This is a genomic window from Rhodococcus sp. GA1 (assembly GCF_024321955.1).
Lineage (GTDB): Bacteria > Actinomycetota > Actinomycetes > Mycobacteriales > Mycobacteriaceae > Rhodococcus > Rhodococcus pyridinivorans.
In genome coordinates this window covers 4,576,771-4,601,009 of the sequence record NZ_CP097186.1, presented here as the reverse complement: position 1 = coordinate 4,601,009, position 24,239 = coordinate 4,576,771, and the positions used below count along the sequence as shown (strand labels likewise).

At 69.4% G+C, this 24,239-nt stretch carries 23 protein-coding genes; 13 read left to right on the top strand and 10 right to left on the bottom strand.

Translation table 11 applies throughout. The features are described from left to right. Window positions 1-77: 77 nt before the first annotated feature. The 3 genes from M3330_RS21470 to M3330_RS21460 all read left to right on the top strand — a co-directional run bounded on the left by M3330_RS21470 (window position 78) and on the right by M3330_RS21460 (window position 3,546). The gene (locus M3330_RS21470; RefSeq protein WP_230826261.1) at window positions 78-1,832 is read left to right on the top strand and encodes an alpha/beta hydrolase; all 1,755 of its coding nucleotides are present in this window, start codon (window positions 78-80) and stop codon (window positions 1,830-1,832) included. A 110-nt stretch (window positions 1,833-1,942) separates the two neighbouring features. Then, window positions 1,943-2,362 carry a hypothetical protein gene (locus tag M3330_RS21465; RefSeq protein ID WP_006554079.1) on the top strand — a complete coding sequence of 140 codons (420 nt, stop codon included), beginning with the start codon at window positions 1,943-1,945 and terminating at the stop codon, window positions 2,360-2,362. 65 nt (window positions 2,363-2,427) lie between these two features. Continuing rightward, a complete protein-coding gene (locus tag M3330_RS21460; RefSeq protein WP_255026265.1) occupies window positions 2,428-3,546 on the top strand; it encodes an alpha/beta fold hydrolase in 1,119 nt (372 codons plus the stop codon). A gap of 52 nt (window positions 3,547-3,598) precedes the next feature. On the opposite strand, the gene M3330_RS21455 is transcribed toward M3330_RS21460, so the two are convergent. From M3330_RS21455 to nadA, 4 genes are all read right to left on the bottom strand, one after another. Beyond that, window positions 3,599-5,041, bottom strand: coding sequence for a wax ester/triacylglycerol synthase family O-acyltransferase (locus tag M3330_RS21455; RefSeq protein WP_033097635.1), 1,443 nt, complete (start codon window positions 5,039-5,041; stop codon window positions 3,599-3,601). 199 nt (window positions 5,042-5,240) lie between these two features. Beyond that, a complete protein-coding gene (gene nadC / locus M3330_RS21450) occupies window positions 5,241-6,107 on the bottom strand; it encodes a carboxylating nicotinate-nucleotide diphosphorylase (protein WP_033097634.1) in 867 nt (288 codons plus the stop codon). Between the two features lies 1 nt (window position 6,108). Further along, entirely contained in the window at window positions 6,109-7,680 is a 1,572-nt protein-coding gene (locus M3330_RS21445; protein ID WP_255026261.1) for an L-aspartate oxidase, read from the bottom strand. Next, window positions 7,677-8,708 carry a quinolinate synthase NadA gene (gene nadA, locus M3330_RS21440; RefSeq protein WP_255026259.1) on the bottom strand — a complete coding sequence of 344 codons (1,032 nt, stop codon included), beginning with the start codon at window positions 8,706-8,708 and terminating at the stop codon, window positions 7,677-7,679. The genes M3330_RS21445 and nadA overlap by 4 nt, the downstream gene beginning before the upstream one ends. An 82-nt stretch (window positions 8,709-8,790) precedes the next feature. On the opposite strand from nadA, the gene M3330_RS21435 reads away from it, so the two are divergent. Next, on the top strand, window positions 8,791-9,501 hold the full coding sequence (locus M3330_RS21435; RefSeq protein ID WP_071935159.1) for an NUDIX domain-containing protein: 711 nt from the start codon (window positions 8,791-8,793) through the stop codon (window positions 9,499-9,501). A 15-nt stretch (window positions 9,502-9,516) separates the two neighbouring features. Here the strand turns inward: M3330_RS21435 and M3330_RS21430 are convergent, their stop codons facing one another. Further along, entirely contained in the window at window positions 9,517-9,657 is a 141-nt protein-coding gene (locus M3330_RS21430; RefSeq protein WP_006554085.1) for a hypothetical protein, read from the bottom strand. 62 nt (window positions 9,658-9,719) lie between these two features. Further along, entirely contained in the window at window positions 9,720-10,349 is a 630-nt protein-coding gene (locus M3330_RS21425; protein ID WP_255026254.1) for a TetR/AcrR family transcriptional regulator, read from the bottom strand. A gap of 111 nt (window positions 10,350-10,460) precedes the next feature. On the opposite strand from M3330_RS21425, the gene M3330_RS21420 reads away from it, so the two are divergent. Genes M3330_RS21420 through M3330_RS21410 form a run of 3 tightly spaced genes read left to right on the top strand, consistent with a single transcriptional unit; the run spans window position 10,461 to window position 12,636 of the window. After that, window positions 10,461-11,360 (top strand): SDR family NAD(P)-dependent oxidoreductase, encoded by a 900-nt coding sequence (locus M3330_RS21420; RefSeq protein ID WP_255026253.1) that lies wholly within the window; start codon window positions 10,461-10,463, stop codon window positions 11,358-11,360. A 45-nt stretch (window positions 11,361-11,405) separates the two neighbouring features. After that, entirely contained in the window at window positions 11,406-12,053 is a 648-nt protein-coding gene (locus M3330_RS21415; RefSeq protein WP_255026252.1) for a maleylpyruvate isomerase family mycothiol-dependent enzyme, read from the top strand. A 16-nt stretch (window positions 12,054-12,069) separates the two neighbouring features. Continuing rightward, window positions 12,070-12,636, top strand: a complete 567-nt coding sequence (locus M3330_RS21410) for a DUF488 family protein (protein ID WP_217579697.1) — start codon at window positions 12,070-12,072, stop codon at window positions 12,634-12,636. 61 nt (window positions 12,637-12,697) lie between these two features. Here M3330_RS21410 and M3330_RS21405 read toward each other — a convergent pair whose 3' ends face one another. The 3 genes from M3330_RS21405 to bioB all read right to left on the bottom strand — a co-directional run bounded on the left by M3330_RS21405 (window position 12,698) and on the right by bioB (window position 14,534). Beyond that, a complete protein-coding gene (locus M3330_RS21405; protein ID WP_255026251.1) occupies window positions 12,698-13,231 on the bottom strand; it encodes a GNAT family N-acetyltransferase in 534 nt (177 codons plus the stop codon). Window positions 13,232-13,320: 89 nt separating this feature from the next. Further along, window positions 13,321-13,521 carry a hypothetical protein gene (locus tag M3330_RS21400; RefSeq protein ID WP_024101231.1) on the bottom strand — a complete coding sequence of 67 codons (201 nt, stop codon included), beginning with the start codon at window positions 13,519-13,521 and terminating at the stop codon, window positions 13,321-13,323. Next, the gene (gene bioB, locus M3330_RS21395) at window positions 13,521-14,534 is read right to left on the bottom strand and encodes a biotin synthase BioB (protein WP_019289721.1); all 1,014 of its coding nucleotides are present in this window, start codon (window positions 14,532-14,534) and stop codon (window positions 13,521-13,523) included. Before bioB ends, M3330_RS21400 begins: the two co-directional genes overlap by 1 nt. 161 nt (window positions 14,535-14,695) lie before the next feature. Here bioB and M3330_RS21390 point away from each other — a divergent pair, with 161 nt between their 5' ends. The 6 genes from M3330_RS21390 to M3330_RS21365 are packed head-to-tail and all read left to right on the top strand — an operon-like array spanning window position 14,696 to window position 22,569. Next, entirely contained in the window at window positions 14,696-15,322 is a 627-nt protein-coding gene (locus tag M3330_RS21390) for a TetR/AcrR family transcriptional regulator C-terminal domain-containing protein (protein ID WP_006554093.1), read from the top strand. Window positions 15,323-15,364: 42 nt separating this feature from the next. Then, complete coding sequence (locus tag M3330_RS21385) at window positions 15,365-16,654, top strand: SWIM zinc finger family protein (protein WP_255026248.1); 1,290 nt, start codon at window positions 15,365-15,367, stop codon at window positions 16,652-16,654. Beyond that, window positions 16,651-18,051 (top strand): DUF5691 domain-containing protein, encoded by a 1,401-nt coding sequence (locus tag M3330_RS21380; RefSeq protein ID WP_071935164.1) that lies wholly within the window; start codon window positions 16,651-16,653, stop codon window positions 18,049-18,051. The genes M3330_RS21385 and M3330_RS21380 overlap by 4 nt, the downstream gene beginning before the upstream one ends. A gap of 47 nt (window positions 18,052-18,098) precedes the next feature. After that, window positions 18,099-19,217, top strand: coding sequence for an AAA family ATPase (locus tag M3330_RS21375; protein WP_255028976.1), 1,119 nt, complete (start codon window positions 18,099-18,101; stop codon window positions 19,215-19,217). Then, on the top strand, window positions 19,214-21,415 hold the full coding sequence (locus tag M3330_RS21370) for a DUF5682 family protein (protein ID WP_033097628.1): 2,202 nt from the start codon (window positions 19,214-19,216) through the stop codon (window positions 21,413-21,415). The genes M3330_RS21375 and M3330_RS21370 overlap by 4 nt, the downstream gene beginning before the upstream one ends. Next, window positions 21,412-22,569: a VWA domain-containing protein gene (locus M3330_RS21365; protein ID WP_071935165.1), complete on the top strand. Its 1,158-nt coding sequence runs from the start codon at window positions 21,412-21,414 to the stop codon at window positions 22,567-22,569. Before M3330_RS21370 ends, M3330_RS21365 begins: the two co-directional genes overlap by 4 nt. Window positions 22,570-22,605: 36 nt before the next feature. Here M3330_RS21365 and M3330_RS21360 read toward each other — a convergent pair whose 3' ends face one another. Then, the gene (locus tag M3330_RS21360; protein WP_198040658.1) at window positions 22,606-24,210 is read right to left on the bottom strand and encodes an MFS transporter; all 1,605 of its coding nucleotides are present in this window, start codon (window positions 24,208-24,210) and stop codon (window positions 22,606-22,608) included. Window positions 24,211-24,239 lie beyond the last annotated feature (29 nt).

The following is a 24,239-nucleotide window of genomic DNA, read 5'->3' as shown; positions in this document are numbered from 1 at the left end:
GCCACCCAGCGTCCGAGGTCAGCCCGATTTCGTCGCCTCATCGACGAACATGCAGGTAGCACGTACCTGGGGGTAAGATGCGCACCTTTCTCGGCGACGTCACCATCGGCTCCGGACCATTCACCCAGTTCTGGAGTTGCTCGGTGCTCAACCATCTGCAGAAGAAGCTCACCTCCTCCCTCGACCCGATCGGGTGGGGACCGGCCGTCGCATCCGTCGCCGGCCGTGCAGTGAAGAATCCGCGGGCCGTGGCCGGCGCGACCACGGAGTACGCCACCCGCCTGGCGAACATCCCGGCAGCGGCGACACGCGTGTGGAACGCCGCCGATCCGCAGCCCCCGATGCCGCTGGATTCGAAGGACCGCCGGTTCTCCGATGCCGCCTGGAAGGAGAACCCGGCCTACTTCTCGCTGCTGCAGAGCTATCTCGCCACCCGCGAGTACGTCGAGGATCTCGCCGACGCCGGCTCGGGCGATCCCGTGCAGGACGGCAAGGCCCGCCAGTTCGCGAACTTGATGTTCGACGCACTCGCCCCCTCGAACTTCCTCATCAACCCGGGTGTGCTCGTGCGCGCGCTCGACACCGGTGGCGCAAGCCTGTTCCGCGGCGCGAAGTACGCCATCGAGGATGTCGTGCACCGGAAGGGCCTGCCGCTCAAGGTCGACCGCGAGGCGTTCACCCTCGGCGAGAACATGGCCGCGACCCCCGGCAAGGTCGTCTTCCGCAACGACCTCATCGAGGTCATCCAGTACGCCCCCCAGACCGGTGAGGTGCACGAGATCCCGATCCTGGCGGCGCCACCGTGGATCAACAAGTACTACATCCTCGATCTCGCGCCGCAGCGCAGCCTCATCGAGTGGGCCGTGCAGCACAACCGCACCGTGTTCGCGATCTCGTACCGCAACCCGGACGAGTCGATGCACGAGATCACGATGGACGACTACTACCGGCAGGGTGTCGCGGCGGCTCTCGACGCCGTCGAGGAGATCACCGGATCCTCGCGTATCGAGGTGCTGTCGATCTGCCTGGGCGGCGCGATGGCGGCGATGGCCGCGGCCCGCATGGGCAGGCTGGGCGACAAGCGGATCAGCGCGTTCACGATGCTCAACACACTCCTGGACTACAGCGAGGTCGGCGAGCTGGCACTGCTGACCGACCCGGCCACACTCGACCGCGTCGAGTTCCGGATGAGCAAGCAGGGCTTCCTCTCCGGCAACGAGATGGCCGGCAGCTTCGACATGATCCGCGCGCGCGATCTGATCTTCAACTACTGGGTGTCGCGGTGGATGAAGGGCGAGAAGCCCGCCGCCTTCGACATCCTCGCGTGGAACGAGGACAGCACCCGCATGCCGGCGAAGATGCACTCGCACTACCTGCGGTCGCTGTACGGCCGCAACGAGCTCGCGCGCGGCGTGTACGAGCTCGACGGCGAGGTCCTCGACCTGTCGGACATCACGTGCGACACCTATGTGGTGGGCGCGATCAACGACCACATCGTGCCGTGGACGTCATCGTATAAGGCCACGGGCCTGCTCGGCGGGTCGGTCCGGTACGTCCTGACCAGCGGCGGCCATGTGGCCGGCGCGGTCAATCCCCCCAACCCGAAGGCCTGGTTCGAGGCCGTCGGCGCGCCCGACGGCGAGAAGCTGCCGACGCTGCCCGAGGACCCGAAGGCGTGGTCGGAGAAGGCCACTCGCACCGCCGGGTCGTGGTGGGAGGACTGGACCGCATGGTCGACGAAGCGCGCCGGTGAGCTGGTCGCTCCCCCGGCGATGGGCAGCGCGCAGCATCCGCCGCGGTGCGATGCCCCGGGAACCTATGTCTTCGAGTGACGTTGCGCGTTAGCTATCATATTGCTAACCTGCTAACAGCGCTGATCCGAGCGCACCCCCCACAGGGGAAGCCCCGCTCCTGTCACGAGCGCCCACGGAAGGTACACACCATGACCGCACCGACCAAGACCACCGCCGCCAAGGCCACCGATGCCACGGCCAAGGCGACCGAAGCCGCCACGAAGGCCGCCGCCGAGGCCACCGCAACGGCCCAGCAGTCGGCCGAGAAGCTGACCTCGACGGCCGCTGCGGTTGCCGACAAGGCCGCGACCGAGTTCACCAAGACCGTCGACGAGGCCACCGAGCGCTTCCAGGAGTTCAACGCGAAGTTCGTCGACGCCGCGAAGCAGAGCGGAAACCTCGGTGTCGACACCTACGAGAAGGCCGTCTCGAGCCTCCTGGATCTGCAGGAGAAGGTCGCCGACGCCACCCCCGTCGAGTGGGTCGCCGATCTCGCCAAGGCGCAGGTCTCCTTCGCTCGCGAGCTCACCACCACCGTCACGAGCACTGCTCGCGACCTGCTGAAGTAATCGTCGACTCACTCGATGCAGTCGATACCGAACACCGCATCAGCGGACGTTCTCCGGTGCAGTGCATGCTGACACTGACACCCGCCCGGATCGCCGCGGCCCCGTTTCGTCTCGGGACCGCGGCGATCGCCGGCTGGAGCGGCTATCTCGCCGGCCTCGTACGACGCGGCGCCACGCCGTGCACGCTGATCTCCGACGCGAACCGGTACAGCCGCGCCCTGACATCGGCCACGCCGCCGCGCTGGACCACGGACTGGCCGGTCGTGCGCCGGTGGCCCCTCGGAGGCCTGCGTGATTGCAGCACCTCCGACCCCGCACGCGACGAGATCCCGACGCTGCTGTTGCCGCCGCAGGCGGGCACCCATTCGTGCATCGTCGACCATTCCGCCGACCGCAGTCAGGTCGAAGCCCTCCGAGCCGGTGGCCTGACCCGCCTGCACTGTCTCGACTGGGCGCCCGCGACCCTCGCGACGGACGGCTGCTCGATCGACGAGCACCTGGCGGTCGTCGCCGAGGCCGTCGACCATCTCGGTGACCGGGTGAACCTGATCGGCGACAGTCAGGGCGGGTGGCTCGGCACGGTCTACGCGGCATTGCATCCCGAGCGCGTGCACTCGCTGACCGTGGCGGGAGCACCCATCGACTTCCACGTCGACCAGCCGGCGTTGTCGGTGCTGGCCCGCGCGCCCCACGGTGCCGCGGCCACAACGATCGACTTCTGGTACGGGGCGGCTCGGACCGTCGGAGTGCCGACCACCGATCCGATCGGTGAGATCGAACGAGCGATGACGCTGCTCGCCCTGCTCCACGATCCCGACGAAGTGGCGCGCTGGGAGGCCGAACGGCACTGGTTCACGTGGAAGCAGAAGATCCCTTCGGCCTTCCGCGCGTGGATAATGCGCCACCTGTTCGTGGGCAACGAACTCGTCGCCGGCAGCCTGAAGGCCGAAGGACGCGTCGTCGATCTCGCGGCCGTCGACTGCCCGGTCCATCTGATCGCCGGCTCCGCCGACCCGATCGCGACTCCCCGGCAGGTCACCACGCTCGCGGAGTACGTATCGACCCCGCCGCAGAGGATCACCAGCACCGTCGCCGACGCCGGTCACATCGGGCTGTTCATCGGCCGCCGCACCCTCACCGAAGTGTGGACGCCGCACGCCCGCCGTGTGGCGGCGACGTCCTGACTCATCCCGGGCCGTTCGGCGATGCGGCGCGCCGATTCTCGAAACGGCACGGTCAGTCGTTCCCGGCGTCTCCCTCCCCGCTCCCCTCGTCGTCGACCTCCACCCGGACTCCGAGAGCGGATTCCAGGGCGCCGAGTTCGTCGTCGAGGTGATCGAGCAGCCGGGCAAGGTCCGGCACCGTGCGGCCGCACGCCGTCAGCCCGAAGGCGATCTCGTCGTCGGTACTCGTGCACGTGATGTTCAGCGCCTGTCCGTCGACGGGCACCGACAGCGGATACAACGCGTCGACGCGCGCACCGTTCCAGTACAGCGGCGAATCGGGTCCCGGCACGTTCGAGACGATCACGTTGAACGGCGGCCGTGGGAGCGCCCGGTTACCGGTGAGCACCCCCACCGCAAGGGGTGCCACGCCCACCGCGCTCGTCGCGAGACGACCGAGCTTCGACATCGAATTCATCGCATGCTTGCCCTCGATCATCGAACCCCGCACGCGCGCAAGCCGTTCCACCGGGTCGGCGCACTGCGTGCCGAGCGTGCACATGAGGATGCCGATCTCGTTGCCCGACGAGTTCGTGCTCTGGCGCAACGACACCGGAACCATGGCAACCAGCGAATCGTCCGGCAGCGCATCGTGTTCGGTGAGGAACGCCCGTAGAGCCCCACCCGACAGTTCCAGGACGACGTCGTTGAGTGTCGCGTCGGCCGCCTTGGCCACCATGCGCAGGCGTTCGATCGGCCACGACCGGGCCGCGAACCTGCGCGATCCGGAGATCTGACGGTTGAGGATGGTGTTCGGAGCGCCCAGCGACAACGAACCCCCGCGATTGTGCAGTGCCCGGTCGACGGTGCCGACGAGGGCCGGGACCAGCGCCATCGCCTCGGACACCATGTTCACCGCGTCGTTCACCACGCCGGTCGCCGCACGGACGACCGCACCGGGGAACCCGATCGCGGTGCCCATCGCCGAGCGGCTCGGCGACCGGGCGTCGTCGACCGCCCACGGCGCCGGCATGTCGGTGCGTTCCGGGTCGGTGCTGAGCGCGCGGCGCATCAGACGCATGGCCCCCACCCCGTCGGCGAGCGCGTGGTGGATCTTCACGTACAGGGCGTAGCGACCGTCTGCCAACCCTTCGATCAGATGCATCTCCCACAGTGGGCGCGTGCGGTCGAGCAGCGAGGCGTGCAGACGGGAGACGAGTTCCCACAGATCGTCCATCGTGCCCGGGGACGGCAGCGCGTTGAACCGGACGTGGTAGTCGATCGAGAAACGCGGATCGTCCTCCCAGGCCCATTGCCCGAGGGTGAACAGCGAGCGGGTGGGCCGCTTGCGCCACAGCGGCCCGGCGGGTTCCTCCCGGGCGAGCGCCTCGGCGAACATCGACTTCAGGTCACTCGCGTCCTTGCCCTCCGGCGGCTGGAACAGCAGGAGACCGCCGACATGCATCGGGTGGTCGCGCGACTCGCCGAGCAGGAACATCGAGTCGGTCGGTGACATCGGTAACCGCATCGTGTTCTGTCTTCCTCCCCCACCCGGCACCGGCGACAACCGGAGCACCGCCCCTACGTGACCGGTACCGGCACGTCGATGTGCTGTCAGTTCTACCCCAGAAAGCGCACGTGCGGGGACCGTCTCACCGACGGATGTTCCGGTGGCGCATCCGATTCATCCGTGCCGCGACCTGCGACCTACACGCTCACATGTCGAGGCCGAAGTCCAGGACGGTCACAGAGTGGGTGAGCGCACCCACCGCGAGGAAGTCGACGCCCGTGCGCGCGTAGTCCGCGGCGACGTCGAGGGACAGGCCGCCGGAGGATTCGAGTCGTGTCTGCGGCGCGTGGGTGTTGCGCCGCTGCACCGCGATCTGCGTCTGCCACAGCGGGAAGTTGTCGAGCAGGATCAACTCGACGTTCTCGGCGAGCACCTCGTCGAACTGTTCGAGGGTGTCGACCTCCACCTCGCACGCGATGTCGGGGGCATGCTCGCGGACGGCTCGCAGCGCCGCGACCACCGAACCGGCCGCCGCGACATGGTTGTCCTTGATCAGCGCCTCGTCGCCGAGCCCCATGCGGTGGTTGACGCCGCCACCCCTCCGCACCGCGTACTTCTGCAGCGCGCGCATTCCCGGCAGTGTCTTGCGGCTGTCGCGGATCTTCGCCTCGGTGCCCGTCACCGCATCGACCCAGTGCGAGGTCGCCGTCGCGATGCCCGACAGGTGACACAGGAGATTGAGCATCGTGCGCTCGGCGGTGAGCAGGCCGCGGGTCGGCGCCTCGACGGTCAGGACCGAATCGCCGGGCAGCACCCGCTCCCCGTCGGACCTGCGATCGAGCACGCCGTAATGATCGGCACCGATGACCTCGTCGAGGACGAGCAGACCGACGTCCAGACCGGCGAGGGTGCCGGCCTGCCGCGCGACCACCGAGGCGGTGGCGACAGCGTCGGCGGGCACGGTGGCGTCGGTGGTGACGTCCGGTCCGTAGCGTAGATCCTCGTCGAGCGCCTTCCGGACCAGCTCGCGGGTCTCGGCGAGGTCGAGTCCGTCGGGCAGGGCGGTGGTCATCTCAGTTGACTCCTGTCAGTTCCGGTGTGGTGAAGGACAACTCGCCGTCATCGTCGATACGCAGTTCGAGGCTGCGAGCCTGCGCCGGGTCGGTGTCCGGACGGTCGCTGCGGGTGTGGCATCCCCGCGATTCGGTGCGGCGCTGCGCCGCGAGCAGCAGGGCCCGAGCGGTGACGGTGAGGGCCGAGTCCTCGAGCCGATCGGCGTCGGTACAGCTTGCAGCGACGCTCATCCTGTCGAGTTCGACTGCGGCAGCGGCCAGTCCGTTCGCGTCGCGCACGACCAGCGCGTGCCGGGTCATGAGCTGCTGCAGCACCGTCCGATCACAGACGGCCGAGGCGACGGCGGGAATGCCGTCGGTCTCGACACGCGTTCCGGCCCGTTCGATCGCCGCGGCCATCCCCGCGCGCTCGCCGAGGACGAGCCCTTCGAGAAGGCTGTTGGAGGCGAGCCGGTTCGCGCCGTGCAGGCCGGTACGTGCCACCTCACCGGCCGCGTACAGACCGGGAATGCGGGTGCGGCCGTGCACATCGGTGACGACACCGCCGCACGAATAGTGCGCGGCGGGAGCGACCGGAAGCAGATCACGGGCCGGATCGAGACCGGCGTCGGCGCACATCGCCGTGATGGTCGGAAAACGCGTGGCAAAGCCGTCGAGGTGACGGGCGTCGAGGTACACGTGATCCTCACCGAGTGTAGTGAGTCGCTCGGCGATGGCCCGCGAGACGACGTCGCGGGGTGCGAGGTCGCCGAGCGGATGCACACCCTCGGTGATCGATCGGCCGCGGGAGTCGACCAATCGTGCTCCCTCCCCGCGCACTGCTTCGCTGATGAGCGGCCGACGTCCGGTGCCGCCTTCCGCGAACAGCACGGTCGGGTGGAACTGGACGAATTCGAGGTCGGCGACACCGGCGCCGGCGGCCAGGGCCAGCGCGATGCCGTCGGCCGTGGCGCCGGGCGGATTCGTGCTGCACGCGTACAGCTGCCCGAGGCCACCGGTCGCGAGCAACACGGCCGGGGCGTGGACGACGCCGTACCCGCGCTCGTCGAGGACGAGCAGTCCGGTGACACCCCGCGCGTCGGTGAGGACCCGGGCGGCAGCGGCGCCGAACAGGACGGGCAAGCCCGCCTCGCCGAGGGCGCGCTGAACTTCGGCGCCGGTCGCGTCGCCACCGGCGTGAATGATGCGGCGGGTGCTGTGCCCACCCTCGCGGGTGCGGGCGATGTCGCCGTCTCCGGCGGTGTCGAACACCGCGCCGAGATCGCGCAGAGCGGTGACGGCATCGGGGCCGGCGGTGACGATCGAGCGCACCGCGTCCTCGTCGCACAGTCCCCCGCCTGCGGCGAGGGTGTCGGCGACGTGGGCGTCGACGCTGTCGCCCACCGGCGCCACCACGGCGATACCGCCCTGGGCGTACTGGGTAGCCGTGTCGGTGGGACCGCCCTTGCTCACCGTGAGCACCCGCGCGCCGCGCCGCGAGGCGGCGCGCGCGGCCGTGAGACCGGCGACGCCACCCCCGACGACCACCAGGTCGGCGTAGTCCTCCCACGCGACCGTGATGGCGGTGGTCACTCGCCGCTGCCCGGGTTACCGATGGCGATCATGCGCTGCACCGACAGGCGGGCCCGCTCGGCGACGTCGGCTGCGACGTGGACCTCGTCGCGTCCCTCCTGCAGGCAGCGCAGCAGCGCGGCGGGGGTGATCATCTTCATGTAGGGGCACGACGCGCGGTCGTTGACCGCCTGGAAGTCGATGCCGGGCGCGGCCTTGCGGAGCTGGTGCAGCATGCCGACCTCGGTGGCGACGAGGACCTGCTTCGCGCCGGTCTCCCGCGCGGCGTCGATCATGCCGCCGGTGGACAGGATCCTGACCTTGTCGTCGGGCACGAAGCCCTCCCCGGCGAGGTAGAGCGCCGAGGTGGCGCAGCCGCACTCGGGGTGGACGAACAGGTCGGCGTCGGGGTGCGCCTTGGCCTGCGCGGCGAGCTCGTCGCCGTTGATGCCCGCGTGCACGTGGCACTCCCCGGCCCAGATGTGCATGTTCTCGCGGCCGGTGACGCGCTTGACGTGGGCGCCGAGGAACTGGTCGGGCAGGAACAGCACCTCGCGGTCGGGGTCGATGGACGCGACGACGTCGACGGCGTTCGAGGACGTGCAGCAGATGTCGGTCAGGCCTTTGACCTCGGCGGTGGTGTTGACGTACGAGACGACCACGGCGTCGGGGTGGTCGGCCTTCCACTCGCGCAGCTGGTCGGCGGTGATCGAGTCGGCGAGCGAGCAGCCGGCGCGCTCGTCGGGGATGAGCACCGTCTTGTTCGGGCTGAGGATCTTCGCGGTCTCGGCCATGAAGTGCACGCCGCAGAAGACGATGGTGTCCTCCTCGGCCTCGGCGGCGATACGCGAGAGCGCGAGCGAGTCGCCGACGTGGTCGGCGACGTCCTGGATCGCGGGAAGCTGGTAGTTGTGCGCGAGCAGCGTGGCGTTGCGCTCACGGGCCAACCGGCGGACCTCCTCGGCCCACTCCGGCGTCGCCTCGACGCCCGTGTATCCGCCGGGGCCGTCGACGATGGTGGCGGTTCCCGCCCACTCGGTCGTGGTCATGGCCTAGCTCCTTCGAGGGTGTCATCCCGGCGGGTTCTACCGGAATTGCCGTATTCGAGGTTTTCGACTTAGGATCGAAAACATGACACATGGTAACACCCGTCACGAAGTGCTCATCGCCGTGTTCCAGGTTCGCCGCTTCCCGGACGCCTCGGGAGCCCTCCGCGAGGAGCCCGAACTCGGGGTGCTGCTGTGGCAGCGGGCCCTCGATCCGCAGGTCGGCACGTGGTCGCTCCCCGGCGGCCAACTACGCAACGACGAGGACCTCACGACGTCGGCGAGGCGGCAACTGGCGGAGAAGGTCGACGTCCGCGAGGTCGCGCACCTCGAACAGCTGTCGGTCTTCTCCGACCCGGATCGGGTGCCGGGACCGCGCACGATCGCGTCGACCTATCTCGGTCTGATCCCCCTCACCTCGGATCCCCAGCTGCCGTCCGATACGGCCTGGCATCCGGTCTCGGACCTTCCCGCGATGTCCTTCGACCACGGGGTGATGGTGGCGAACGCCCATGCGCGCCTTGCCGCGAAGCTGTCGTACACGAACATCGCATTCGGCCTCGCACCTGCGGAGTTCTCGATGTCCACGCTGCGCGACATCTATTGCGCTGCATTGGGTTACGAGGTGGATGCCACCAATCTCCAACGGGTGCTGGCGCGCCGGAACGTGCTCACCCGCACCGGCAACACCGCACCGTCCGGCAAAGCGGGAGGTCGCCCCCCGGCGCTCTACCGCTTCACCGATTCCAGGCTGCGCGTGACGGACGAATTCGCCGCCCTGCGACCGCCGGTGTGAACCTCCCGGCGGAGATCAGAAAGGCCGTCCCATGATGACCTCGAGCAACTGCAGCGGCATCGTCAGGAAGGCCGACCCGACGAACAGCGCCGAGCGCAGCGGGTCGCCCGCCAGATAACCTTCGCGGATCCATTCCAGAACATCGACCGAACCCATGCTGCCCCTCCCCTGATCGTCATGTGATTCCGACGTGTGTGTCGGGCAGGAGGAGTCGTACGTTACAGATCGGCGGACCGGTCGCCCTCGGACGGACGCGTCAGGCCGGAGAGAACGGTCTCGACCAGTGTGCGGACATAGTCGTCCGACGGGGGCTCGCCGGCGGTCGACCACTTCTGAGCGACAGGCGCGAACAACATGTCCACGGCGACATCGAGATCGAGGTCGTCCGGCAGTTGCCCCGCACTCTGCGCGGCCCGGAGCCTGGCCTTCTTCATCTCCCGCATCGGCGCGTCGAGGCGGTGTTCGTATTCCGCTGCGAGTTCGGGGTCTTCGAGTACCGCCACGGTCAACGCTCGCAGCGGGATGGCGAACGTCGGATCACGCAGCTCCGCCACGGTGGCCTGCAGCACCGCGACGAGGTCCGCGCGGAGGTCGCCGGTGTCGGGCAGCGCGGCCTCGTCTCCGGCATCGCCCTGCGTGTGTGCCAGATACGCGTCGAGGAGGACGGCTCCTTTCGACGGCCACCAGCGATAGATCGTCTGCTTCCCCACGCCGGCCCGGGCGGCGATCGCCTCGATACCGAGTTTCGAGTAGCCGACCTCGGCGACCAGGCCGAAAGCGGCATCGAGGATCGCTTTCCGCGAGGCGGGGTTCCGCCGGGAGTGTCCGGTTTCGGGGCGTGGAGGCATGGGACGACGATATCTCATCGAGACGAGACGTTACGTCTTGACAGGCGCCCTCCGCAGGGTCATCCTCGAATGAAAGAGACGGACCGTCTCGTCTCACCCGGGAGGTATGCATTGAAGACCCAATCGACGACCGCGTCCCCCGCCACTCCCGGCGTCCGTCCCCGCACCTGGTTGATCACCGGCGCGAGCCGCGGTCTGGGCAGGGAGTTCGCCCGTGCGGCGCTGTCGAGAGGCGACAACGTCGTGGCCGTCTCCCGATCGATCGAATCGGCCGATCTCCCCCGGGATCCGGAACGTCTCCTCCGACTCCCGGCCGACGTCACCGACCGCACGGCGGTGTTCGCCGCTTTCGACACCGCCCGCGAGCATTTCGGAGGCCTCGACATCGTCGTCGACAACGCGGGCACCATGGCCTACGGATTCGTCGAGGAGTTCACCGAGGAGCAGGCGCGTGCACAGTTCGAGACGAACTTCTTCGGAGCGATGTGGGTCAGCCAGGCCGCCATGGCGGCCTTCCGGAGCCGAGGACGCGGGCATCTCGTGCAGATCTCGAGCATCGGGGGCGTACTGAGCGGGCCCGGCACAGGGCTGTACAGCGCGAGCAAGTTCGCCCTCGAAGGACTCAGTGAAGCCCTGGCCGTCGAGGCCGCGCATTTCGGCATCGACGTGACGATCGTCGAGCCGGGCGGCTACTGGACCGACCTCTATACCACCATGACGGTGAGCACTCCGCGATCGGACTACGATTCGCTGCGAGCCGAGATCGAGGAGCAGAGCGCGTCCACGAGCATCGACAGCCACCCCGCCCTGGCCGCGCGGGCACTGCTCGAGGTCGTCGATGCCGACCGACCGCCTCGACGCATCGTCCTGGGCAATGCCGTCCTGGATGCGGCCGTTGCCGCCACCAGGGAGAAGGTCGACACCTGGCTCGAGTGGGAGTCGGTGAGCCGTGCCGCGGAAGACGCCGTACCGGCACCGGAATCCTCGGGTGGGGCACGATCCGCAATCTAGAATAGGTGGATCGTGTGTCGGGCGGAGCACAGGTCGGGTGATCCCATGAACGTCGACGACATCTGGAACACCATCGACGAGCAGCGCGCACGCACCTCCGACCTGCTGGAACAACTGACCGAGGACGAGTGGAGCCGGCCGTCGCTGTGCGAGGGCTGGACCGTGCGCGACGTCGCGGCCCACCTCACGCTACAGCAGCTCACCGTGGTCGACCTCGTTCGGATGGCGCTGCGTCATCCCGGTGGCGTGAACACGATCATCCGTGAGTCCTCCCGGCACCGCGCCCGACAGCCGACGGCCGAGTTGATCGCCGATCTCCGGGGAATGATCGGCTCCCGCCGGCACAATGTGGGCATCACCCCGCTCGAGACGATGATCGATCTGCTCGTCCACGGCCAGGACATCGCGATACCCCTGCAGCGCGACCTGCCGATGCCACCGGATGCCGCGGCGGCGGGGGCCAGTCGGTTGTGGTCCACCCGCGGCACCGGGAAAGCCCGGGTCTTCGCCGACGTCCCGCTCGACGGATTCCGTTTCAGCGCAACCGATACCGAGTGGTCCTCCGGTTCCGGACCCGAGGTGCGGGGACCGATCTCCGCGATCCTGCTGCTGCTCGCCGGCCGTCGCGCTGGGTTGTCCCGATTGGAGGGCGACGGCGCCGAGGAACTACGCCGGCGGGTCGCGCACGCGTGATGGGACGATGGGTGCCATGAGTGCCGACTCCCGCGTCCTGTGGACCATCGGCCACTGGACGTGTCCGCAGTCCGTCCTGCTCGACACGCTGACCTCGGCCGACATCGAACTCGTCGTCGACGTGCGGAAGATGCCCGGTTCGCGCCGCAGCCCGCAGTTCGACGCCGACGAGATGCCGTCCTGGCTCGACAGCGCCGGGATCGGCTATCTGCACCTCACCGAACTCGGTGGCAGGCGCCCCAAGCAGAAGGGCATCGATCCGGCCGTCAACGCGGGCTGGAAGAACGCGAGTTTCAAGAACTACGCCGATTACACCCTCACCGACGACTTCGAGGCCGGATTGGAGCGCCTTACCGAACTGGCCGAGCATCGGCACGTCGCGATCATGTGCGGCGAGCCGATGCCGTGGCGCTGTCACCGACTGTTGATCGCGAACACCCTCGCCGCACGGGGATGGACCGTCGTGCATCTCGTCAACAACGCGAAGCCGCGACAGCACGAACTGGGACAGTGGGGCGCGACGCCGTCGGTGGGTTCCGACGGGATCGTGACCTATCCTGCCGAAGAACGTGAGCTCCCGTAGCGTTCCGAGCCTCGCAGAGGCCCGCGTGCTCGCCCCGCCCGGGAGACAGCGACAACACGCATCATCCGAGATCCCGTGAGTAGTGCACGGCGAGGGCTTCCGCCCCCGACGGAGTGACGGTCCGGGTTCGGTCACCGCGGATGTAACCACACCGCTCGAGCACGCGCTGTGATGCTTCGTTCTCGGGGAGGGTGCGCGCGGTCAGGCGAAGTAATCCGCTGCGCCGCGCGAGCTCGGCCGCAAGTTCGAGTGCATCGGCAGCGAGCCCTTTCCCACGACCGTGCGGATGCAACCAGAATCCGACTTCTGCCTCCTCGTCGACGATGTCGAACAACACCAGGCTGCCGGCAAAGCGATCGGTCTCCGGATCGGCGATCGTCAGTACGGCCGGATCTCCGCGCTCCAGCCCGTGCCGAATCTCGCCGTCTATCAACGCTGCGACGGACGCTTCCGTATACGCCGGTTCGGGCAGGTGCGCGTACCGGCGCACGAGTGGATCTGCCGTCCCGGCGGCGTAGGCGGCCGCGTCGTCGCCGATCATCGCCCGCAGCTGTGCTCGGTCGTTGCGTAACGGCAGCAGTCGAGTATTCAGCATGCACACGAAGTTACATCGTTCGGTCGCCGTAACTTTCGCGAATCGGTCGCGCAGTCGGCCCGGCACGATCCGAGACGCGCCACGGTAGGTCAGCGTTGTTCGCTCATCACCGAGTCGACGGTCCCGTGGCGCGAGCACCGTGCCCACCACCCGTCCGGCGCGATCTGGACGATCATCCGCCGACCGCACTGCGCGCAGAAGCGTGGCGGTTCGAGTCCGAGTTGCACTGCTGCGGAATGGGTTCGGACCGTCCCGTCGACGATCGCTTCGCCGGTGAACGGATCGAACATCAGATCGTCTCGCCGAGGGCCTTGATCGGCATCTTGAGTTCGCCGAGCAGATCGAGGTCGGTCTCTGCCGGTCGGCCGAGCGTGGTGAGGTAGTTGCCGACGATGACGGCGTTGATCCCGCCGAGGATCCCCTTCTGCGCGCCGAGGTCGCCGAGCGTGATCTCGCGGCCACCGGCGAACCGGAGGATGGTGCGCGGCAACGCCAATCGGAAGGCCGCCACCGCCTTGAGCGCCTCGGTGGCGGGCAGCACCTCGAGATCGCCGAAAGGGGTGCCGGGGCGCGGATTGAGGAAGTTCAGCGGCACCTCGTCGGGTTCGAGCGCCGCGAGGTCGGCTGCGAATTCGGCTCGCTGCTCGACGGTTTCACCCATTCCGAGGATGCCTCCGCAGCACACCTCCATACCCGCCTCGCGGACCATGCGCAGCGTCTCGAAGCGCTCCTCCCAGGTGTGGGTGGTGACGACATTCGGGAAGTGCGAGCGGGCGGTCTCGAGGTTGTGGTTGTAGCGGTGCACACCCATCGCGACGAGTCGGTCGACCTGTTCCTGGGTGAGCATGCCGAGCGAGCACGCGATCTGGATGTCGACCTCGTTGCGGATCGCCTCGATACCGGCCGCGACCTGCGCGAGGAGGCGTTCGTCGGGTCCGCGCACGGCCGCGACGATGCAGAACTCGGTCGCTCCGGTCTTGGCGGTCTGCTTCGCGGCCTCGACGAGCGACGGGATGTCGAGCCGGGCGGCCCGCACCGGGGAGGCGAACAGGCCGGACTGCGAGCAGAAATGGCAGTCCTCGGGGCAGCCACCGGTCTTGAGGCTGATGATCCCCTCGACCTCGACCTCCGGTCCGCACCACGCCATGCGCACGTCGTGGGCGACCGCCAGCAGGTCGTCGATGCGATCGTCCGGCAGCTGCAGGACCTCGAGGGTCTGGTCGCGGTCGAAACCGATGCCGCGACGGAGCACCTGGTCGCGAGCGATGTCGAGGATGTCGGTGCGGGCGGGCGCCTGGGTCACTGCCGTCTCCTGGGGTGGCGAGAACTTGAACATCGTTCAATTGAACAGCGTTCAGGTTAGGGCGAAGCGTCCGATAGTGTCAAAGGCACGAATCGTTCGGTTCGGATCCCCGGTGGCGCGGTACCGCCGCGGGCAGTGGGAGAAGCGGGAGCAGAAGAGCAGTGCAGTTGCGACGCGGCGACGTCCTCGACGGCGCCATGGCGATCCTCGACGAGTACGGGCTCGGCGACCTGACGATGCGCAAGCTCGCGTCGTCGCTCGGCGTCCAGCCCGGTGCGTTGTACTGGCACTTCCCGAACAAGCAGACCCTGCTCGGCGCCATGGCGGACCGCATCCTCGATGGTGTCGACGAGCCGCCCGCGAGCGATGCCTGGGACGACGCCCTCTCCGAGCTGGCGCACCGTTTCCGCGCCGCGCTGCTCGCCCATCGCGACGGCGCCGAACTCGTCGCCTCGAGCTACGCCTCCCGGCTGACCACTTCCCGGGCCCGCGACGCCTTCGTGGCCACCGCCGAACGCGCGGGTCTGTCCCGGGCGTACGCAGAACTGACCGGCTACGCGCTGCTGCACTACGTGCTCGGCCACACCGTCGACGAGCAGTCCCGCGCGCAACTCGAGCAACTCGGTGCGCTCACGCGCGCACCTCTCTCCCCCGATGTCGCCACCGAACAGCCGGCCGAGGCCGACGACGACCTGCTCGACGGCGACCCCGCCGTCCGGTTCGAATTCGGTCTGCGGTTGTTCGTCGACGGCATCCGCGCACGTCTGGAGACCCGTGCGACATCCTGATCCCGCCGTTCCTGTCGGACCCGTCTCCTACCTTCGACGCTCGTGACCGCCCCCTGGACCCTCCAGCAGATCAACGCCGTCGCGCCCGATCCGTCCTCGATGACGGCTGCGCGCGGCGTCGCCTCCGCATGGCTCGAGACCGGTCACGACACCACCGCCCTGTGGGGACTGTGCCGCGGACGCGGCACCACGCCGTACCGCACGGCGATCGACCCGAGCGCTCCCGCCTACACGTGCACGTGCCCGAGCCGGAAGCTGCCCTGCAAGCACGCCCTGTCACTGCTCGTGCGCTGGTCCGAGGGTGCCGTGCCGGCCGCGCAGGCGCCCGACTTCGTGACCGGATGGCGCGCCGCCCGCATCGCGTCCACCACACTTCCCGCACCGGCGGACGAGCCGGTCAAGGCGCCCGACCCTGCGACCGCCCGGCGTCGCGCCGAGCGGGTCGCGGCAGGACTCGACGACCTCGACCGCTGGCTCACCGACCGCATCCGGCACGGCCTCGGGGCGGTGGATCACGGCTACGACATCTACGAGGCGATCGCTGCCCGCATGGTGGATGCCCAGGCTCCCGGCGCGGCGTCGGCACTGCGCGCTCTGGCCGCCGTCGTGAACGACGAAACCGATTGGCCCGCCAGGCTGCTCGAAGAGTATGCGCGCCTGCACCTCATGGCCGTGGCGTACCGGCAGCGCGACGAGCTGCCGAGGCCGCTCCTGCGTGCGCTGCAGACCCATCTCGGTTTCGGCACCCGCAGCGAGGAGGTCCGCGCCGAACCGGCTGTGCGCGACCGCTGGCAGGTCCTCGCCGTGCGCGTCACCGAGGAGAGCCGGATGTTCGCCCGCAAGACGTGGCTTCGGGGGAGGTCGAGCGGACGCTGGGCGATCCTGCTCGACTTCGCTCACGGCACAGCGCGTTTCGCCACGCCCCTCCCCTTCCCCGGTTCGCTGGTCGACGCCGATCTGCACTTCTACCCCGGCGCGGCCCCACTGCGAGCCGTACTCGGCCGGCAGCACGGGGAGACGGAGCCGTTCACGACCCTGCCCGCCACCGGACTCGACGCTGCGCTGGGCGAGTACGCCCGCATGCGCGGAGCAGATCCGTGGTTGCGCACCTGGCCCGTCCTGCTCGACGCGGTCACTCCCACCGACAGCGAGGACGGCTGGTACGTCGTCGACCCGTCCGGACGGGCACTGCCGCTGGCCGGTGACGACGACAGCCGCTGGCGGCTGCACGCCGTCGCGGGAGGCCGTCCCGTGACGGTCTGCGGCGACTGGGACGGAACCGCTCTCACTCCCGTCTCACTGTTCACCGGAGGACAGGTGATGACCTGGTGACCGCCTTGCCCGAATCGCTGACGGCCGCAGCACTTCTCGGAACGGCACGCTCCGCTCCGGAGTTCGGCGCGCTGCACACGGCCGGTGCCGCGGGCGAACTCGCCGGAGACCCCGCCGCGACACTGCTCGCCGCTGCCGCCCTGGAGGCGACCTTCCTCACCGCCGCGACCGTGCCGGTGATCCGCGAGCTGCCGTCACCGGCCCCGGACGACGACCGTCCCGTCCTGCCCGGCGCGGCTGCCGAACGCCTGCGCGCGCTGCTCGCCGTCCGCTCCCCGCTACTCGACGAATGGTTCGAGGTGGCGGCCCGGCTCCGCGCGTCGCACGACATCGTGGTCGACCTGTTGATCGTCGCGACCACCGACGCGGTGCACCGCGACCGGCTGATCGCTCTCACCGGCGCCCGCGGGCGCTGGGTGGCCGCGCGCCACCCGGAATGGGCCGATCTGCTGCCACCCGACCCGCTCGACGACACGCCCTGGCACGTCGGTCCGCCCGCCCGGCGACGCCGATGGTTCGAGGTGCTCCGCGCGCACGATCCGGCCGCGGCGACAGCCACACTCGCGGCGTCATGGGGTGCGCAGACCGCCGCCCAGCGGGCCGAGCTCGTCGCCCTGCTCGCGGTCGGTCTCGGCCCGCACGACGAAGACCTGCTCGAGCGCGCCCTCGACGACCGTAGCCGCAAGGTTCGCGCCGTCGCGCTCGACCTTCTTCCCCGCCTCCCCGACTCCGCGTTCGCGCGACGCATGGCCGAACGAGTGCGGCAATGGCTGCTCGTCGACGGCTCGACCGTCACCCTCGCCGTCCCCGAACGGCCGGACGAGAGCGCACTCCGCGACGGTCTCTCCGACGGTCCGGCCCGCGATCTGCTGGTGGCGGCAGTCGCGGCCGCTCCGCTGTCGGTGTGGCGCGAGCACGTCGGAGACGGGGTGCTGCCGGAGTTCGACGTCGACGACGCCCTCCGCACGGCACTGACGGACGCGTGGGGCCGCGCGGCGGTCCGGCAACGCGACAGCGGATGGGCCGCGGCGTTGCTGCGACGCGACGGCACCGCCGACACATCGGTCGCCCGGGTCGTACCTCGCGACATCCTGCTCACGCACCTGCGCGAGGCGTCGCCGCCCGCGGTTCTCGACGACGCGTTGCTCGCCGCGCTCCCGGCGCCGTGGCCGCGCGATGTCGCCGAGAAGGTGCTCACCGCGCTGTACACGAAGCTGACGACCACCCGTCTGGTGCGCGACGTCCTGACGCTGCTCGCCCACCGGGCACCGTTCGAGCTGGCCGATCTGCTGGCCGACGCCGCGAACCGCACCGACGATCTCGGTCGCCTGCACCTGTTCGCGAGCGCAGCCGACACCCTGACCCTCCGCAAAACGATCCACGAGGAGCTGAGTTGACCGACTTCGAGTCGACCCCTGCAGTTGTCGGCACCGACGAGGCCGCGATGCCCGAGACGGGCACGTCCGAGACCGCCGGGTCCGGCACCGACCTGCTGCGCCCACACGCCGAGCAGCAGTACGCGCACGAACTCGCGGCGCTCGCGCGACTCGACGACCGGCCGCGACCGCCGTCGTGGCAACTGTCCCCGTGGGCGGTGGTGACCTATCTGCTCGGCGGCGAACTGCCCGACGGCACCGTGATCACCCCGAAGTACGTCGGTCCGCGCCGGTTGATCGAGGTTGCCGTGGCGACCCTGGCGACCGACCGGGCACTGTTGCTGCTCGGTGTGCCGGGTACCGCGAAGACCTGGGTGTCGGAGCATCTCGCCGCCGCGATCAGCGGTTCGTCGACCCGGCTCGTGCAGGGAACGGCGGGTACGACCGAGGAGTCGGTGCGGTACGGCTGGAACTACGCGCGGTTGCTCGCCGAAGGGCCGAGCGCCGACGCGCTGGTCGCCTCCCCGGTCATGACCGCGATGCGCGACGGCGCCGTGGCACGGATCGAGGAACTCACCCGCATCCCCGCTGACGTGCAGGACGCGCTGATCACCGTCCTGTCGGAGAAGACGCTTCCCGTCCCCGAACTCGGCATCGAGGTACAGGCGACGAAGGGGTTCAACGTCATCGCCACCGCCAACGATCGCGACCGCGGGGTCAACGACCTGTCGTCCGCGCTGCGTCGACGGTTCAACACCGTCGTGTTGCCGTTGCCGGCGAGCGAGGAGGACGAGGTCGCGATCGTCACCCGCCGCGTCGAACAACTCGGCGCCGCACTCGAACTGCCCACCGTGCCTGCGGCCGCGGAGGAGATCCGCCGCGTCGTCACGGTATTCCGGGAGTTGCGCAGCGGCGTCACCACCGACGGCCGGACCAAGCTGAAGTCCCCGTCGGGCACGCTGTCCACCGCCGAGGCGATCTCGGTAGTCACGGGCGGCCTGGCGTTGTCGGCGCACTTCGGTGACGGGGTGCTTCGGCCCTCCGACGTTGCGGCCGGAATCCTGGGGTCGGTGGTCAAGGACCCTGTCTCCGATCGGGTGGTCTGGAACGAATATCTCGAGGCCGTCGTCCGAGAACGCGGCGACTGGACCGACTTCTACCGGGCGTGCCGGGAGATCACCGGGTGACCGACGCTCTCTTCGACCGCGCGGATGCGCCCGCGGAGATCCGGGTCTTCGGGATCCGGCACCACGGGCCGGGTTCGGCGCGTGCGGTCCTGCAGGCACTCGCGGAGTTCGAACCCGACACCGTCCTCATCGAGGGTCCGTCGGACGCCGATCCGGTGCTCCCGCTCACCGTGGCCGACGACATGGTGCCGCCGGTGGCATTGCTGGCCTACGCACGCGACGAACCGGCGCGGGCGGCGTTCTGGCCGTTCGCGGCCTTCTCCCCCGAATGGCAGGCCCTGCGCTGGGCGTACCTGCACGATGCCGACGTGCGGTTCTGCGACCTTCCGGCGTCGATGTCGCTCGGCGCGGAGCGCGAGGTCGGCGACCGCGCCACCGACAACCTGCTCGGCATACTCGCCCGCGCCGGCGGATACTCCGACTTCGAGCAGTGGTGGGACGCGGTGGTAGAGCACGGCACCGCACAGGCCTTCGACGAGATCACGGACGCGATGCGCGCGCTGCGCGAGGACGTCGGGATCGACGACCACACCGCGCGACGCGAGGCGCACATGCGGCAGGTGCTGCGCGCGACGGTCAAGGCCGGGGCCCGCGCGATCGCCGTGGTGTGCGGAGCGATGCACGCACCCGCGCTGACCGGCCGGCTCGGACCGGCAGCGCCCGACGCGCGCCTGCTCAAGGGCATGCCCAAGGTCAAGACCACCCTCACGTGGGTGCCGTGGAGCCACTCCCGGTTGTCGCTGTCGTCGGGCTACGGCGCCGGCATCACCTCACCCGGCTGGTACCACCACCTGTTCACACAGCCCGCGGACACGACCGCACGCTGGTTCACCCGCGTGGCCCGTGTCCTGCGCGAGGAGGATCTACCCGTCTCGAGCGCCCACATCATCGAGGCGACACGTCTCGCTGACACGCTCGCGGCGTTGCGCGGTCGCGCGGTGGCCGGACTCGACGAGGTCGTCGAGGCGACGCGGTCGGTGCTGTGCGACGGCGACGACGTCCTGCTCGGTCTCGTCTCCCGCCGGCTCGTCGTCGGTGAGGCACTCGGTTCCGTCTCCGAGGACACCCCCACCGTCCCGCTCGACACCGACCTGCAGCGGAATGCGAAGTCGTTGCGTCTCAAGCGGTCCGCCGAAGCCAGGCATCTCGATCTGGACCTGCGCCGAGAGATCGACGTCGCCCGGTCGCGACTGCTGCACCGCCTGGCGCTGCTCGGTATCGACTGGGGTAGACCGGCGGAGAGCGAGGTGCGCTCGACCGGCACCTTCCGCGAGACCTGGACGCTGCGGTGGGAACCGGAGTTGTCGGTGGCGATCGTCGAGGCGTCGCGGTGGGGCACGACGGTGGAATCCGCAGCGGGCGCCACGGTGGCCGACCGTGCCACTCGTTCCGGGATCGCGCTCGCCGACCTCACCGAACTGCTCGAACGGGCGTTGCTCGCCGACCTGCGGACCACGATCCCGTCGCTGGTGACGGCGATCGACGCGGCGGCTGCACTCGATCACGATGTGCTGCATCTGATGAGCGCCCTGCCGACCCTCGTGCGCACCGTCCGTTACGGCGATGTGCGGGGCACCGATCTGTCCTCCCTGGAACATGTCTGCGACGCCCTGCTCGCGCGTGTGTGCGCCGGTCTCCCGGCGGCGGTCACCGGTCTCGACCACGACGCCGCCGATGCACTGCGCACCGCGATCGACGACGTGCATCTCGCTCTCGCGCTGCGTGAGGACCCGACCGCGACCGTCCGATGGCTCGACACACTGACGTCGGTGAGCGAGCGTGACGACATCGACGGTCTGCTCGTCGGCCGCACCACCCGGATGCTGCGCGACACCGGCCGACTCGGCGAGTACGAGGCGTCCGTGCGGGTCGCGCGAGCGTTGTCGGTGGGGTCATCGGCACCCGCGAAGGCGCGCTGGATCGACGGGTTCCTCGGCGGGGGCGGACTCCTGCTCGTCCACGACAGCGCACTGTTCGATCTCGTCGACGAGTGGATCAGCGGTCTCACCGACGACGATTTCGTCGACGTCCTGCCCGTCCTCCGGCGCACCTTCGGGTCGTTCGCCTTCGGTGAGCGACGCCTGCTCGGGCAGACGGTGCGGGGCGAACGCACCCGCCGCACGGAGGCACCGCCCGCCGTGGATCGCGGCCGGATCGCTTTGACCGCCACCGCGTCGATCCTGGGAGTGTCGGCATGACAACCGAATCCGGAGACACCGAACGTCTGCGCCGCTGGCGGCTCGCACTCGGCGAGGCCGCCGAGGACTCGACGGGCTCCCTGTCCTCGGCCGACGACAACGCCATGGACGCCGCGCTCGCCGCGCTGTACGACACCGCGCCCGGCGACGGCACCGCACCGCGCACCGCAGGTCTCGGCGCGTCCGCGCCCCGGGTGGCGCGCTGGCTCGGCGACATCCGCACCTACTTCCCGACATCCGTCGTCCAGGTGATGCAGCGCGACGCGGTGGATCGGCTCGGGTTGACCCGGCTGCTCCTCGAACCCGAGATGCTCGAGGCCGTCGAACCGGACGTGCATCTCGTGGGCACGTTGCTGAGCCTGAACCGCGTGATGCCGGAGACCACCAAGGCGACGGCACGGACGGTCGTCGAGAAGGTCGTGCGCGAGATCGAGGCTCGCATCGCGCAGCACACCCGTGCCGCCGTCACGGGTGCGCTCGACCGGTCGTCGCGGACGTCGAACCCGAAACTCCGCGACATCGACTGGGATCGCACGATCCGCGCGAACCTGGCCCACTACCTGCCGGAGCATCGCACGGTGGTGCCCGAGAAGCTGGTGGGCTACGGGCGCCGCTCCCAGGCGGTGAAACGCGACGTGGTGCTCGCGGTGGACCAGTCCGGGTCGATGGCGTCGAGCGTGGTGTACGCGTCGGTGTTCGCGGCGGTCCTGGCGTCGATGCGGGCACTGCGCACCTCGTTGGTCGTCTTCGACACCGCGGTGGTGGACCTGACCGACAAGCTCGCCGACCCGGTGGACGTGCTGTTCGGCACCCAGCTCGGCGGCGGCACCGACATCAATCGGGCGATCGCCTACGGCAGGTCGCTGATCACGCGCCCGGCCGATTCGCTGTTCGTGCTCATCTCGGATCTGTACGAGGGCGGCATCCGCGCCGAGATGCTCTCGCGCATCCGGGAGATGCTCGCCGCGGGTGTGCAGGTCGTGGTGTTGCTGGCTCTGTCCGACGACGGGGCGCCGTCCTTCGACCGCGACAACGCGGCGGCACTCGCCGAACTCGGAGTTCCTGCCTTCGCGTGCACGCCCGACCGTTTCCCGGAACTGCTCGCCGTCGCGCTCGAGCGGGGTGACGTCGGACGCTGGTCGCAGTCGTTCTGACCGCCTGACCGACCCGGACTGCGTGAGGATCCGGGTTCAGTGGGCCGGTTTTTCCGACGAGTCGACCGCCGCGTCACCGTCCTCCTCGGCGTACCGTTCGAGCAGCGCGATCTCGGCCGAGCGTGAGGGGAACGCAAGGGCCACCAGCGCCGCTCCGACCAGCACGATCGCGATCGCGGCCGTGTAGGCGCGGGTGTCGCCGTCGAGGAAGGCCGACCGCGCGGCCTCGATGATCTGCTGCGCGTACTGCGGATAGTGCTCGGCGATCCCGACGGCACCCGCGAACGACTTCTCCAGTGCGGTCTCGGTCTGCTCGTCGACGGCCGTGGCCTGAGGACTCGCCGCGATCGTCGCGGCGAGGGAGGCCGAGTATCCGGCGGTGAGCAGGGCGCCGAGGATCGACTGGACGATCGCGCCACCGAGATCGCGTTGCAGATCGGCCGTGCCGGAGGCCATCCCGGCACGGGCGACCGGCACCGAGCCGGTGAGCGAATGCGAGGCCGGGGTACCGGCGAGACCGACACCGGCTCCGAGGCACATGTATCCGAGGGCGATCACCCAGTAGTGCGCGTCCTCGTCCCAGAGCATCAGTGCGACGACGAGTCCGGCCACGATCGCCACGTAACCGGACAGCAGCGTGAAGCGGGAGCCGCGCGACCCGACGAGTTTCGCCGACTGCGGCGCCACCAGCACCATCACGAAAGCGGCGGGCAGCGCCGCCGATCCAGCTGCGAGAGTCGAGTAGCCGAGCACGTTCTGCAGGTACTGCTGACTGATGTACATCGTGCCCATCAGGGTGCCGAACACGATGATGCCCGCGACGGCCGCGACCCAGAACACGCGACGCCGGGCGACCCGCAGGTCGAACAGAGGATTCGCCGCGCGCAGCTGGCGCATGACGAAGAGGATCACCGCGACGAGAGCGATCACGAGAGCGGACACCGCGATGGTCTCCATCCCGTCGACGGGCACGAAGTTGATGCCGAGGACGAGCGAGCCGACCAAGACGATCGAGACCACACCGCCGAGATGATCGACCGGATCGGTCGACTCATTGACGTGGCTGGGCACGAACATCCAGGTCAGGGCGAAAGCGATCAGCGCGAGCGGAATCGTCACCAGGAAGACCGAACCCCAGAAGAACTGTTCGAGCAGGGTGCCGGCGACGAGCGGGCCGAGCGCGGTCAGGCCACCACCGATCGACGACCACAACGCGATCGCGCGCGTGCGGGCTGCGCCCGACCACAGTGCAGTGATCAGGGCCAAGGTGGTGGGGAACGCCAGACCGGCGGAGACACCGCCGAGCACCCGCGCCGCGAACAGCACCTCGGTGTTCGGCGCGAACCCGGCGACCGCCGATGCGGGAACCGACAACGCCATGCCGAGCAGCAGCATCGTCTTGCGTCCGTAACGGTCGCCGACGGCACCGAGGTAGAGCACGGACGCGGCGAGACCGACGGAATAGCCGACTGCGACGAGGTTGAGCTGGGTCTGGCTCGCGTCGAACGCCTTCCCGATGTCGGGCAGTGCCACGTTCGCGACGGCGAGGTTCAAGTTCGCCACGGCGGCGACGAGGATCAAGGAGGCCAGCACCGGTTTCGCCCGTGCCGGCCGACCGTCGTCAGGTGGGGTCACGGACACATAGTGCGCGCTCGAGCGGCTGCCCTGCG

Bases quoted from the DNA above. Each gene is read 5' to 3' on its own strand.
- M3330_RS21470 (WP_230826261.1), top strand. From the start codon at position 78: ATGCGCACCTTTCTCGGCGACGTCACCATCGGCTCCGGACCATTCACC.
- M3330_RS21465 (WP_006554079.1), top strand. From the start codon at position 1,943: ATGACCGCACCGACCAAGACCACCGCCGCCAAGGCCACCGATGCCACG.
- M3330_RS21460 (WP_255026265.1), top strand. From the start codon at position 2,428: ATGCTGACACTGACACCCGCCCGGATCGCCGCGGCCCCGTTTCGTCTC.
- M3330_RS21455 (WP_033097635.1), bottom strand. From the start codon at position 5,041: ATGTCACCGACCGACTCGATGTTCCTGCTCGGCGAGTCGCGCGACCAC.
- nadC (WP_033097634.1), bottom strand. From the start codon at position 6,107: ATGACCACCGCCCTGCCCGACGGACTCGACCTCGCCGAGACCCGCGAG.
- nadA (WP_255026259.1), bottom strand. From the start codon at position 8,708: ATGACCACGACCGAGTGGGCGGGAACCGCCACCATCGTCGACGGCCCC.
- M3330_RS21435 (WP_071935159.1), top strand. From the start codon at position 8,791: ATGACACATGGTAACACCCGTCACGAAGTGCTCATCGCCGTGTTCCAG.
- M3330_RS21430 (WP_006554085.1), bottom strand. From the start codon at position 9,657: ATGGGTTCGGTCGATGTTCTGGAATGGATCCGCGAAGGTTATCTGGCG.
- M3330_RS21425 (WP_255026254.1), bottom strand. From the start codon at position 10,349: ATGCCTCCACGCCCCGAAACCGGACACTCCCGGCGGAACCCCGCCTCG.
- M3330_RS21415 (WP_255026252.1), top strand. From the start codon at position 11,406: ATGAACGTCGACGACATCTGGAACACCATCGACGAGCAGCGCGCACGC.
- M3330_RS21410 (WP_217579697.1), top strand. From the start codon at position 12,070: ATGAGTGCCGACTCCCGCGTCCTGTGGACCATCGGCCACTGGACGTGT.
- M3330_RS21405 (WP_255026251.1), bottom strand. From the start codon at position 13,231: ATGCTGAATACTCGACTGCTGCCGTTACGCAACGACCGAGCACAGCTG.
- M3330_RS21400 (WP_024101231.1), bottom strand. From the start codon at position 13,521: ATGTTCGATCCGTTCACCGGCGAAGCGATCGTCGACGGGACGGTCCGA.
- M3330_RS21375 (WP_255028976.1), top strand. From the start codon at position 18,099: ATGCCCGAGACGGGCACGTCCGAGACCGCCGGGTCCGGCACCGACCTG.
- M3330_RS21365 (WP_071935165.1), top strand. From the start codon at position 21,412: ATGACAACCGAATCCGGAGACACCGAACGTCTGCGCCGCTGGCGGCTC.